Origin of the sequence: Halobaculum sp. P14 (assembly GCF_051195155.1) — an archaeon.
Classification (GTDB): domain Archaea; phylum Halobacteriota; class Halobacteria; order Halobacteriales; family Haloferacaceae; genus JBNTKA01.
Genome location: NZ_JBNTKB010000001.1, coordinates 537,500 through 549,038 on the forward strand (window position 1 = coordinate 537,500; position 11,539 = coordinate 549,038).

Here is an 11,539-nt window from a genome sequence, read left to right on the forward strand (position 1 = left end):
GGCGGCGACCGCGGCCACCGGCGACGCAACTCTTTTGTACGGAAGTGACCATCAATGAACACGGATGAACACATCACGTGAGGAGTTGGCGCCCGCGGTGCGCTCCATCCTCGACGCCGCCGAGGCGCGCGACGGCGGCGACGGGCGGGTCTCGGTCGACGCCGAATCGCTCCCGGCGGCGTTCGACGAGGCCGAAGCCGACGGCCGCGTCCCGGTCATCGCCGAAATCAAGCCGACCAGCCCGACCACCGACGGCGTCCGCGAGGACGACCCGGTCGAACTCGCCGAGGAGATGGTGGCCGGCGGCGCCGCCGCGCTCTCCGTCCTGACGGAGCCGGAGTACTTCGGCGGCGCCACCGGGACGCTCGAACGGGTGCGCGACGCCGTCGACGTCCCGGTGCTGCGGAAGGACTTCGTCGTGCGCGAGGCCCAGCTCGACGCCGTCGCCGCGGACGCCGTCCTGCTCATCGCCCGGTTCGTCGGCGACGACCTCGCCGACCTGGTCGCGGCCGCCGAAGACCGCGGCTTCCAGCCGCTCGTCGAGGTCCACGACGACGCCGAACTGGCGGCGGCGCTGGACGCCGGCGCGGACCTCGTCGGCGTGAACAACCGCGACCTCGCCGAACTGGAGGTGAACCTCGGGACGTTCGAGACGGTCGCCCCGGAGGTCCCCGACGACGTCACGCTCGTCGCGGAGTCCGGTATCACGTCGCCGGCCGACGCCCGGCGGATGCGGCGCGCCGGCGCCGACGCGCTCCTCATCGGCTCCGCAATCATGGCTCCCGACGCCGACGCCGACGCCGACGCCGACGCCGACGGAGCCGGTGACGTTCGCGCGAACACCCGACGCTTTACCGCCGCGGAACAGGAGACACAGTCATGAGCAGCGACGACGTCAGCGACCCGGACCGCGGCGGCGACCGCGTCCGCGCCGGCGACGGAAAGTTCGGGGAGTACGGCGGCCAATACGTCCCGGAGGCGCTGATGCCGGCGATCGAGGAGCTGACGGACGCCTACGAGCGCTACGTCCTCAACAACGAGGACGGCTTCATGGACGAGTTCCGGCGCCGCATCGCGGACTTCGGCGGCCGGCCGACGCCGCTCCAGCGCGCGGAGCGGCTCTCCGAACGGTACGGCACCGAGGTGTACCTGAAGCGCGAAGACCTCGTTCACGGCGGCGCGCACAAACTGAACAACGCGCTCGGGCAGGTGCTGCTCGCGAAGTACATGGGGAAAGACCGCGTCATCGCGGAGACCGGCGCCGGCCAGCACGGCACCGCGACGGCGATGGCGGCCGCCCACCTCGACGTGCCCTGCGAGGTGTACATGGGCGAACGCGACATCAATCGGCAGCGCCCGAACGTCTTCCGGATGAAGATCAACGGCGCCGACGTGAACCCGGTGTCGACGGGGCGCGGCACGCTGAAGGAGGCCATCTCGGAGACGATGCGCGACTGGGCGACGAACGTCGAGGACACCCACTACGTCATCGGCTCCGTCGTCGGCCCGCACCCGTTCCCGCGGATGGTCCGGGACTTCCAGGCGCTCATCTCCGAGGAGTCCCGGCGGCAGATTCAGCAGCACGCGGACCGGCTCCCTGACTCGGTCGTCGCCTGCGCCGGCGGCGGGTCGAACACGATGGGGTCGTTCCACGGCTACGTCCCCGACGACGACGTCGACCTCGTCGCGGTCGAAGCCGGCGGCGCCTCGCTCGACGTCGACGAGGAGGCCGGCGTCGCGCCGCACTCCGCGTCGCTGTCGACCGGCTCGGAGGGCGTGCTGCACGGCGCCCGGACGAAGCTGCTGCAGGACGCCGCCGGCCAGATCGTCGAGTCGCACTCGGTGTCGTCGGGACTCGACTACGCCGGCGTCGGCCCGGAGCTCGCCCACCTCGTCGACGAGGGCCGCGTCACGACCGCGACCGTCGACGACGACGCGGCGCTCGAAGCGTTCCACCGGCTCAGCCAGGAGGAAGGCATCATTCCGGCGCTCGAAAGCGCGCACGCGCTGGCTCACCTCCACGAGCGCGGCGACGAACTCGGCGACCTCGTGGTCGTCACGGTGTCCGGCCGCGGCGACAAGGACCTCGAAGCCGTCATCGAAGAGACCGCCGAACGCGACATCCCGAACGCGCCGGACATGAGCATGTTCGAGGGTGGGCTATGAGCAACCTCGCCGAGGCGTTCGCCGACGGCCCCGCGTTCATCCCGTACCTCGCCGTCGGCGACCCGGACTACGAGTCGTCGCTGGAGTACGTCGAGGCGCTCGAACGCGGCGGCGCCGACGTCATCGAACTGGGGCTGCCGTTCTCCGAGCCCATCGCGGAGGGCCCGACGATTCAGGAGGCCGTCGTCCGGTCGCTCGAAGCCGGCATGACGCCCGACCGGTTCTTCGAGTTCGTCGAGGACCTCGACGTCGACGTGCCGCTCGTCTGCATGACGTACTACAACCTCATCTACCAGTACCGGCCGCCGGACGCAGCCGGCGACGCGGACGGGGAGACGGCCGGCGACGCGGCCGGCGACGACACCGGGCCGCGGCCGTTCGTCGAGAAGGCGGCGGACGTCGGGCTCTCCGGGTTCGTCGTCCCGGACCTCCCCGCCGAGGAGGCCGGGCCGCTGCGGGACGCCTGCGACGAGTTCGGTCTCGACCTCGTCTCCATCGTCGCGCCGACCACCGAGGGCGACCGGCTGGACCGCCTCGTCGAGGTCGCCTCCGGCTACCTGTACGTGCAGGCGCGGCTCGGCGTCACCGGCGCGCAGTCGTCCGTCTCCGACCGGACCGCGGCGTCGCTCGACCGGCTGTCGGACGTCGACCTGCCGAAGGCGGTCGGGTTCGGCATCGCCTCCGGCGAGCAGGCCGCCGAGGTCGTCGAAGCCGGCGCCGACGGCGTCATCGTCGGCTCCGCGCTCGTCGACATCGTCGCGGAGGGCGTCGAATCCGACCTGCCCGTCGACGAGGTGGCCGACCGGCTGGAGGAACTGGCACGCGAACTGAAGGCGGGCGCGGTGCGCGGCTACGAGCGACGACAGCCGGCACCGGAACGCTCTTCAAACTGAATCGTCCGCAAACGCTTTCCACGCCCTTGGCAGACTCCCACACACTCATGGAACACGCAGGACTCGCCGCTCGACTCGACCGCATCTCCACAGACGACCGCATCCTCATGGTCCCGATGGACCACGGCGTCACGCTCGGCCCCGTAACCGGGCTGAAAGACCTCGAAAGCACCGTCGACGCCGTCACCCGCGGCGGCGCCGACGCCGTCCTCACCCAGAAGGGCGTCGCGCCGCGCGTCCACCCGAACCTGAACGGCGCCGGCTACGTCGTCCACCTGAACGGCTCCACGGTCGTCGGCCCGGACTCCAACGACAAACGGATGACCGGCACCGTGAAGGGCGCGCTGCGCGCCGGCGCCGACGCCGTCTCGATGCACATCAACGTCGGCTCCGCCTACGAGCCGAAGCAGCTCGAACAGCTCTCCCAGCTCACCGAGGACGCCGGCGACTACGGCGTCCCGACGATGGCGATGGCGTACGCCCGCGGCGAGAACCTCGAGGGCGACGACCCCGAACACGACGCCGAGTACCTCGGCCACGCCGTCCGCATCGCCGAGGAGTGCGGCGCCGACGTCGTGAAAACCGCCTACTCCGGCGACGCGGACAGCTTCCGGCACGTCGTCGAGGCGACGCGGCTCCCCGTCATCATCGCCGGCGGGTCCCCGTCGGGCGACCGGCGGACGCTCGAAGACGTCCGCGGCGCGATGGACGCCGGCGCCGCAGGCGTCTCGATGGGCCGCAGCATCTTCCAGCACGACGACCCCGAAGCCATCGCCCGCGCCGTCTCCGCCGTCGTCCACGACGACGCCGACGCCGAAGACGCACTCCACCTCGCCGGCCTCTAAGCCCGCCGCGACGACCCCGGCGCTCTTCTCGAACGCGACGCCGACCCCGACCGCGACAACAACGACGACGCAAACTCCGAGAGCAACAACCACGCTAACTCCACAGCGACGACGACGCTAACTCCACAGCGACGACGACGCTAACTCCACAGCGACGACAACGACCCGAGGAAGCCGGTTCGGCGCGCGGCGGCCGTGCTGCGTCGCGGCCGCGAGCGCGCGAGGGGCGACCGAGGCGCAGAGCGCCGAGGGAGTCGGCTGGGGAGGGCGAGGCGCGTCGCGGACCGGGCGGCCGGCGACGGCGGCCACCAACCGTTTCAGCCGCGCGGTCGCAGCGCCAGCCATGGGAGACGCGACGTACGACTTCACGGACGAGACGGTCGTCGTGACCGGCGGCAGCTCCGGCATCGGCCGCGCAATCGCGGAGCGGTTCGGCGACGCCGGCGCCGTCGTCGTGAACGCCGACGAGCGCGAGACGCCGAAAGACGAAAACGAGACGACGCCGACGCACGAACGCATCGAGGCGGCCGGCGGCCGCGCCGAGTTCGTCGAAACCGACGTCTCCGACCCCGAACAGGTCGAGTCCGTCGTCCGCGGCGCCCGCGAGTTCGGCGGCGTCGACGTCCTCGTCAACAACGCCGCCATCTACTTCTCCGAGCCGCTGCTGGAACTGGAGCCGGACGAACTCGACCGGCTGCTGTCGGTGAACGTCCGCGGCTACTTCACGGCGCTGCAGGCCGCCGCCCGCGACATGGTCGAACGGAACCAGCCCGGGTCCATCGTCAACATCGCCTCCATCAGCTCCAGCCACGCCCAACACGACCAGGTGCACTACGACGCCTCGAAAGGCGCCATCCGAATGCTGACCCGCGGCGCCGCCCTCGAACTCGCCGAGTACGACATCCGCGTGAACGCCGTCGCGCCCGGCCAAATCGCGACCGAGTTCTTCGAGGGCTGGACCGAAGGCGCCATCGAAGGCGCCCGCGAAGGCGACTTCATCAAGCCGGTGCCGCTCGACCGCGCCGGCCTCCCCGAAGACATCGCCGGGCCGACGCTGTTCCTCGCCAGCGACGACGCCGGCTACGTCACCGGCGCGATGCTGTACGTCGACGGCGGCTGGCAGGTGCTGTAAGCCGCCGCAGCACCGCCGCAGCACCGCGGCCGCACCACTACCGCGCGGCGTTGACGTATCCGCCAACTTGAAGCGCACACCACGTGTGAGGTGGCACAATGACAGGAAAGCGGAGCGTCTGGCTTCGTGCCGACGACGGCGTAGGCGACTGGGAGCAGCGAAAGCGACGAATCACCGCCGGCCTCGAAGCCGGCGTCGACTGGGTGCTCGTCGACGAGCGCGACGTCGCGAAGGTCCGCGAACTCGGCGACGTCAACGTCGCGGCGTTCCGCTCCGACGCCGACGTCGACGTCATCGGCGAAGCGGAAGACGGCGAACCCGGCGACGACGCCACCGCCGACGCCTACATCGTCGGGAAGGACGGCGAAGGCGACGGCACCGTCGACCTCCCCTCCGACTTCTCCGGCTCCGCTGACCTGACGACGCTCCGCCGCGACGACAACCGCGCGCAGGGCGCGTACGTCCGCATCTTCGACGAGGACTACGAGGCGTTCGCCGAGGAGGCCGCCCGCGACGCCGACTTCCTCATCACGGTCGGCGAGAACTGGCAGATAATCCCGCTGGAGAACCTCATCGCCCGCATCGGCGAGGACACCACGCTCATCGCCGGCGTCACCTCCGCCGAGGAGGCCCGCACCGCCTTCGAGACGCTCGAACACGGCGCCGAAGGCGTCCTGCTGGACACCGACGACCCCGACGAAATCCGGTCGACCGTCAACGTCCGCGACGAGGCCGAACGCGAGACGCTCGACCTTCGGTACGCCACCGTCACCGCCGTCGAACGGACCGGCTCCGCCGACCGCGTCTGCGTCGACACCGGCAGCATCATGGACCACGACGAAGGGATGCTGGTCGGGTCGATGAGCCGCGGCCTGTTCTTCGTGCACGCCGAAACCGCGGACTCGCCGTACGTCGCCTCCCGGCCGTTCCGCGTGAACGCCGGCGCCGTCCACGCCTACGTCCGCACCCCCGACGGCGGCACCAAGTACCTCTCGGAGCTCCAGTCCGGCGACGAGGTCCAGGTCGCCGACACGAACGGGAAGACCCGCGAGGCCATCGTCGGCCGCGTGAAAATCGAGAAGCGCCCGATGTTCCGGGTGCAGGCCGAAGTCGAAACCGACGACGGCGTCGACCGCATCGAGACGCTCATCCAGAACGCCGAAACCGTGAAAGTCGCCACCGAGACGGGCCGGAAGGCCGTCACCGACCTCGCCGAAGGCGACGAGGTGCTCGTCTACTACGAGGACGTCGCGCGCCACTTCGGCGAAGCCGTCGAGGAGTCCATCATCGAGAAGTAACCGGGCCGGGTTCCTCGACGCTCCGCGATTCACTCGGTTCCGAGTCCAGTCGTCGCACCTTTAAGGCGGCGCGGCGGGAAGGTCCCGCCAAGAATGCGACGAGCGAAAATCGTCTGTACGCTCGGCCCCGCCTCCGACGACCGCGACGCGATTCGGTCGCTGGCCGACGCCGGCATGTCCGTCGCGCGGTTGAACGCCAGCCACGGCGACACCGACCACCGCGGCGACGTCATCGACCGCATCAGCGCCGTCGACGACGCCTCGGACCGCCCGCTGGCCGCGATGCTCGACCTGCAGGGGCCGGAGGTCCGCACCGCCGAAATCGACGAGCCGATCCGGCTCGAAACCGACTCCGAGGTCGTCTTCGTCGAGGCCGACACCGCCACGCCGGACCGCGTCGGCGTCAGCCACGCCATCGACGCCGCGGGCCCCGGTGACACCGTGCTGCTCGACGACGGCCGCATCGAAGCCACCGTCCGAGAAGTCACCGACGACGGCGTCGTCGCGCACGTCAACTCCGGCGGCGAACTCGGCTCCCGGAAGGGCGTCAACGTCCCCGGCGTCGACCTCGGCCTCGACACCATCACGGACGCCGACGAGGCCGAACTCGACCTCGCCGCCGAGAAACACGTCGACTTCGTCGCCGCGTCGTTCGTCCGGGACGCCGAGGACGTCTACGCCGTCGCGGACGCGCTGGAGGCGCGCGACGCCGGCGACATCCCCATCGTCGCGAAAATCGAGCGCGCCGGCGCCGTCGAGAACCTCGACGGCATCGTCGACGCCGCCTACGGCGTCATGGTCGCCCGCGGCGACCTCGGCGTCGAGTGCCCGCTGGAGGACGTCCCGATGATTCAAAAACGCATCATCCGGACCTGCGTCGAGACCGGGACGCCCGTCATCACGGCGACCGAGATGCTCGACTCGATGGTGCGCGCCCGACGCCCGACCCGCGCGGAGGCCTCGGACGTCGCGAACGCGGTGCTCGACGGGACGGACGCCGTCATGCTCTCCGGGGAAACCGCGGTCGGTGACCACCCGGTCCGCGTCGTCGAGACGATGGACCGCATCGTCCGGCAGGTCGAGAACAGCGACGAGTACGACGAGACCCGCGAGAGCCGCGTCCCGTTCGCCGACGAGGACTCCCGGACCGAGGCGCTCGCCCGCTCTGCGCGCTACCTCGCCCGCGACACCGACGCCGCCGCGGTCGTCGCCGCCAGCGAATCCGGCTACACGGCGCGGAAGACCGCGAAGTTCCGGCCGGCCGTCCCGGTCGTCGCGACGACGCCGAGCGACCGGGTCCGCCGGCAGCTCGCGCTGTCGTGGGGCGTCCAGTCGGTGTACGCCGACTACGCCGCTGGCATGGAGCAGGTGATGGACAACGCCGTCTCCGCTGCGCTCGAAACCGGCGCCGCCGACTCCGGCGACACGCTCGTCGTGCTCTCCGGCATGATGACGGAACTGGAGGGGACGAACACGACGAACACGCTGAAACTCCACGTCGCCGCCGATACCGTCGCGACCGGCCGGCACGTCGTTGGCGGCCGCGCGGCCGGTCCGCTCGTCCGCGTCGACGACGGCGACCTCACGGAGTTCCCGGCCGGCGGCATCGCCTACCTCCCGAGCGGCTTCGACGCCGAGTTCCGCGGCGACACGTCGAACCTCGGCGGCATCGTCGACGCCCGCAGCGGCATGACCGGCTACCCCGCCGTCGTCGCCCGCGAAGTCGGCGTCCCGATGGTGTCGGGCGCCCCGCTTCCGGACGACCTCACCGACGGAACCGTCGTCACGCTCGACGCCGAGCGCGGCGTCGTCTACGAGGGCGACGTGACGACCGCCGCCCGGAAACGCTGAACCGCCAGCCAGGCAGACGGAGCCGCCGTCGCCCGACCGCCGCGCGGCCACCCGCCGCACACCTCCCGACCGCCGTGCAGCCCCTCGGTTCCGCTCCCCGACACGTCTTTACCGGTCGCCGCGCAAGACTCTGCCATGAGTGAACGCCGCGACGACCGCGACGACGACGGCGACTGGCGGTTCTCGGTGGAAGACGTCGACGAGAACGGCATCGTCGGCCGGGAGCCGGAGCCGATAGAGCCGGAGTCCATCAGCGCGGAAAACGCCGTGTTCGTCGCGGTCGGCGTGCTCGGCACGCTGCTGCTGTTCGCGTCGGCCACGCTTTTGTAGCCGGTCCCCCCAACGCCGGGTATGGCTGACCAGTCGCCGCTCGCCGCCGTCGCCGGAACGCTGCTGCAGAGCGGCCCGCTCGGCCCCGAAACGCTGCCGCTGCTCCTCGTCGCCGCCGGACTCGTCGTCTCTATCCTGGAGGCGCTGGCGCCGGGCGCACACCTCGTCGTCGTCGGCGTCGCGCTGCTCGCCGCCGGCCTCGTCGGGCTGCTGCTCGGCCCGGTCGCCGGGCCGTTCGTGCTCGGCCTGCTGGTGCTCGTGTTCGGCGCGCTCGCCTTCTACGGCTACCGCGAACTCGACGTCTACGGCGGGAAGGGGCAGGCGCAGACGTCGGATTCGGGGTCGCTGCGGGGAGCGACCGGCCGGGTCACCGAGACCGTCACGCCGACCGGCGGCCAGGTGAAACTCGACGACGGCGGCTTCAGCCCGTACTACTCCGCCCGCAGCGTCGACGGCGAAATCCCGGAGGGCGAGGAGGTGATGGTCGTCGACCCCGGCGGCGGCAACGTCGTCACCGTGGAGTCGCTCGCCGGCGGCGTCGACGACATCGACCGCGAACTCGCACGGGAACGAAGCCGCCGCGACGAGGAACGCGACGGCGACCGTGACTCCGACGCGGAGGGCGACGCCGACGCAGAGAACGACACTGACGCGGACAGCAACGCCGACGCGGACAGCGACAGCGCGGCGCACAACGACGCCGGCGCGGAGCGGGAACTGGAGCGCGAGTAGCCGCCGGCGCCCGGACGCTTCCTATCACCGACCGAACGCTTAAGCCGTGAGCGCCGAACGTCGTACGCATGGTTCCCGTACCACTCCAGGCCGCCGAACTCGGGGCGGCGCTGGTCGGACTGCTGTTCCTGCTGGTGGTCATCGTCGCGGTGTATCAGGCAATCGTCATCGTCGACGCCTACGAGAAGAAGGCGCTGACGGTGTTCGGCGAGTACCGGAAGCTGCTCGAACCGGGCATCAACATCGTGCCGCCGTTCGTCTCGCGGACGTACACGTTCGACATGCGGACGCAGACGCTCGACGTGCCGCGGCAGGAGGCCATCACCCGCGACAACTCGCCGGTGACGGCCGACGCCGTCGTCTACATCAAGGTGATGGACGCGAAGAAGGCGTTCCTGGAGGTCGAAGACTACAAGACCGCGGTGTCGAACCTCGCGCAGACGACGCTGCGCGCGGTGCTCGGCGACATGGAGCTCGACGACACGCTGAACAAGCGCCAGGAGATCAACGCCCGCATCCGGAAGGAGCTCGACGAGCCGACGGACGAGTGGGGGATTCGCGTGGAGAGCGTCGAGGTCCGGGAGGTCAATCCGAGCCAGGACGTCCAGCAGGCGATGGAGCAGCAGACGTCAGCGGAGCGCCGCCGCCGCGCCATGATTCTGGAGGCGCAGGGGGAGCGCCGCTCCGCCGTCGAGTCCGCCGAAGGGGAGAAGCAGTCGAACATCATCCGCGCGCAGGGTGAAAAGCAGAGCCAGATTCTGGAGGCGCAGGGCGACGCGATTTCGACGGTGCTGCGCGCGAAGTCCGCCGAGTCGATGGGTGAGCGCGCCATCATCGAGAAGGGGATGGAGACGCTCGAAAGCATCGGGCACGGCGAGTCCACGACGTTCGTGCTGCCCCAGGAGCTCACCAGCCTCGTCGGCCGGTACGGCAAGCAGCTCACCGGCAGCGACGTCCAGGAGTCCGAGGGGCTCGACTCGCTGGAGTTCGACGAGGAGACCCGCGAGATGCTCGGGCTCGACGACATCGAGGAGATTCTCGGCCAGATAGACGAGGCGGCCGAGATGGACACCGAGCAGCTCGAACAGGAGGCCGAGGCCGTGAAGTCTGGCGACATCACGGAGGACATCAAGTCCGCCGACGAGGTCATCGCGAGCGCGGACGCCGAGGACAAACGCGACATCAAGTCAGCCGACGAGGTCGTCGACGGCAGCACCGGCGGCGACGACGACGCGGAGACGGAAACCGAGACGGAGTAGGGCTGACGCCGGGCCTCCGCGGTTCGGCGGGTCGCGTGAACGGAACCCTTTTCTCTCGCACATCGCTACGTGAGGCTGTGACACGCGAGGTGGACGCGGACAAGCGCGCGACGCTCCGCCGGTTCGCGGCGCTCGGTGCGGCGACGCCGCTGGTGGCGAGCGGCCGGGCCGCCGCCGACGACGGGGACGACTCGGCGGTCAGGGACGCCATCCGCGGCTACCTCTCGACGACGCCCGGCGCGCACTTCTCGAAGCTCCGCGACGACCTGAAACTCGGGACCGGCGAGGCCCAACACCACCTCCGGCGGCTGGAGTCCGACGGCGAGGTGTCGTCGTTCAAGGACGGCGACTACCGGCGGTTCTACCCGGCCGACCGGTTCACGGGCTTCGAGAAGCGCGCGCTCGGCTACCTCCGCCGCGACACCGCCCGCGGCCTGCTGCTCGAACTGCTCCGCGACCCGTCGGCCTCCGGCGCCGACGTGGCGCGCGCGCTCGACGTGTCGCGGGCGACCGTCTCGAACTACGTCGGCGAACTGGACGCGGCGGGGCTGCTCGACCGCAACGACGGCTACCGGGTCGTACAGCCGGAGACCGTGATTTCGCTGGTCGTGCGCTATGCGGACTCGTTCGGCGCTGACGCCGTGGCGTTCGCGGACGACGCCGCGCAGTTCATCAGCTACGACCGGTAGCGGCTCACGCCGTCACCATCCACGTGGTGCCGGAGCTGTACCCCCACTTTTCGACGTCGACGTCGACGTCGCTCTCGCAGATGGCAGTCATGTTCGCGCCGACCTCCTTCGCGGTCATGCCGAGGTCCTCGGCGATGAGCCGGGACTTGAAGTACGTCTGCTGGCCGACGTTGTCGCGGAGGTAGCCGAGGATGCGGACCTGCTTGTCGTTCAGGTTCGCCGCGGCGTCGACCGCTGCGTCTGCCGCGTCCGCGTCGACGACGTCCGAAACTCCGGTGGCGCTCATACTCGTCCGGAGGCTTCGCACCGATATAGGGGGTTTGGTACACCGAGTTAACACGGCG

The 11,539-nt window shown here is 70.6% G+C and carries 12 protein-coding genes; 11 read left to right on the forward strand and 1 reads right to left on the reverse strand.

Features of this window, described 5'->3' with window-relative positions; translation table 11 throughout:
* Nucleotides 1-64 precede the first annotated feature (64 nt).
* The 11 genes from trpC (at nt 65) to ACQUS7_RS02770 (ending at nt 11,195) form a co-directional block, all read left to right on the forward strand.
* The gene (trpC, locus tag ACQUS7_RS02720) at nt 65-883 is read left to right on the forward strand and encodes an indole-3-glycerol phosphate synthase (protein ID WP_435144383.1); all 819 of its coding nucleotides are present in this window, start codon (nt 65-67) and stop codon (nt 881-883) included.
* Entirely contained in the window at nt 880-2,166 is a 1,287-nt protein-coding gene (trpB, locus tag ACQUS7_RS02725; RefSeq protein ID WP_435144386.1) for a tryptophan synthase subunit beta, read from the forward strand. Before trpC ends, trpB begins: the two co-directional genes overlap by 4 nt.
* Nucleotides 2,163-3,059, forward strand: a complete 897-nt coding sequence (trpA, locus tag ACQUS7_RS02730; protein WP_435144390.1) for a tryptophan synthase subunit alpha — start codon at nt 2,163-2,165, stop codon at nt 3,057-3,059. The genes trpB and trpA overlap by 4 nt, the downstream gene beginning before the upstream one ends.
* Before the next feature lie 47 nt (nt 3,060-3,106).
* On the forward strand, nt 3,107-3,904 hold the full coding sequence (locus ACQUS7_RS02735; protein WP_435144393.1) for a 2-amino-3,7-dideoxy-D-threo-hept-6-ulosonate synthase: 798 nt from the start codon (nt 3,107-3,109) through the stop codon (nt 3,902-3,904).
* Between the two features lie 343 nt (nt 3,905-4,247).
* Complete coding sequence (locus ACQUS7_RS02740) at nt 4,248-5,036, forward strand: SDR family NAD(P)-dependent oxidoreductase (protein WP_435144396.1); 789 nt, start codon at nt 4,248-4,250, stop codon at nt 5,034-5,036.
* 98 nt (nt 5,037-5,134) lie between these two features.
* Nucleotides 5,135-6,334 carry a 3-dehydroquinate synthase II gene (locus ACQUS7_RS02745; protein WP_435144398.1) on the forward strand — a complete coding sequence of 400 codons (1,200 nt, stop codon included), beginning with the start codon at nt 5,135-5,137 and terminating at the stop codon, nt 6,332-6,334.
* A 93-nt stretch (nt 6,335-6,427) separates the two neighbouring features.
* Entirely contained in the window at nt 6,428-8,185 is a 1,758-nt protein-coding gene (gene pyk / locus ACQUS7_RS02750) for a pyruvate kinase (protein WP_435144400.1), read from the forward strand.
* A 135-nt stretch (nt 8,186-8,320) separates the two neighbouring features.
* Nucleotides 8,321-8,515, forward strand: coding sequence for a DUF7312 domain-containing protein (locus ACQUS7_RS02755; RefSeq protein WP_435144402.1), 195 nt, complete (start codon nt 8,321-8,323; stop codon nt 8,513-8,515).
* 21 nt (nt 8,516-8,536) lie between these two features.
* Nucleotides 8,537-9,247: an NfeD family protein gene (locus tag ACQUS7_RS02760; RefSeq protein ID WP_435144405.1), complete on the forward strand. Its 711-nt coding sequence runs from the start codon at nt 8,537-8,539 to the stop codon at nt 9,245-9,247.
* A 68-nt stretch (nt 9,248-9,315) separates the two neighbouring features.
* Nucleotides 9,316-10,506, forward strand: a complete 1,191-nt coding sequence (locus ACQUS7_RS02765; RefSeq protein WP_435127903.1) for an SPFH domain-containing protein — start codon at nt 9,316-9,318, stop codon at nt 10,504-10,506.
* 77 nt (nt 10,507-10,583) lie between these two features.
* Nucleotides 10,584-11,195, forward strand: coding sequence for a winged helix-turn-helix transcriptional regulator (locus ACQUS7_RS02770; RefSeq protein WP_435127901.1), 612 nt, complete (start codon nt 10,584-10,586; stop codon nt 11,193-11,195).
* Between the two features lie 4 nt (nt 11,196-11,199).
* Here the strand turns inward: ACQUS7_RS02770 and ACQUS7_RS02775 are convergent, their stop codons facing one another.
* A complete protein-coding gene (locus ACQUS7_RS02775; RefSeq protein ID WP_435144409.1) occupies nt 11,200-11,481 on the reverse strand; it encodes a DUF7123 family protein in 282 nt (93 codons plus the stop codon).
* Nucleotides 11,482-11,539 lie beyond the last annotated feature (58 nt).

Coding starts and splice junctions, on each gene's coding strand:
- trpB (WP_435144386.1), top strand. CDS start 880: ATGAGCAGCGACGACGTCAGCGACCCGGACCGCGGCGGCGACCGCGTC.
- ACQUS7_RS02755 (WP_435144402.1), top strand. CDS start 8,321: ATGAGTGAACGCCGCGACGACCGCGACGACGACGGCGACTGGCGGTTC.
- ACQUS7_RS02735 (WP_435144393.1), top strand. CDS start 3,107: ATGGAACACGCAGGACTCGCCGCTCGACTCGACCGCATCTCCACAGAC.
- trpC (WP_435144383.1), top strand. CDS start 65: ATGAACACATCACGTGAGGAGTTGGCGCCCGCGGTGCGCTCCATCCTC.
- ACQUS7_RS02740 (WP_435144396.1), top strand. CDS start 4,248: ATGGGAGACGCGACGTACGACTTCACGGACGAGACGGTCGTCGTGACC.
- ACQUS7_RS02775 (WP_435144409.1), bottom strand. CDS start 11,481: ATGAGCGCCACCGGAGTTTCGGACGTCGTCGACGCGGACGCGGCAGAC.
- ACQUS7_RS02760 (WP_435144405.1), top strand. CDS start 8,537: ATGGCTGACCAGTCGCCGCTCGCCGCCGTCGCCGGAACGCTGCTGCAG.
- ACQUS7_RS02765 (WP_435127903.1), top strand. CDS start 9,316: ATGGTTCCCGTACCACTCCAGGCCGCCGAACTCGGGGCGGCGCTGGTC.
- ACQUS7_RS02745 (WP_435144398.1), top strand. CDS start 5,135: ATGACAGGAAAGCGGAGCGTCTGGCTTCGTGCCGACGACGGCGTAGGC.
- pyk (WP_435144400.1), top strand. CDS start 6,428: ATGCGACGAGCGAAAATCGTCTGTACGCTCGGCCCCGCCTCCGACGAC.
- trpA (WP_435144390.1), top strand. CDS start 2,163: ATGAGCAACCTCGCCGAGGCGTTCGCCGACGGCCCCGCGTTCATCCCG.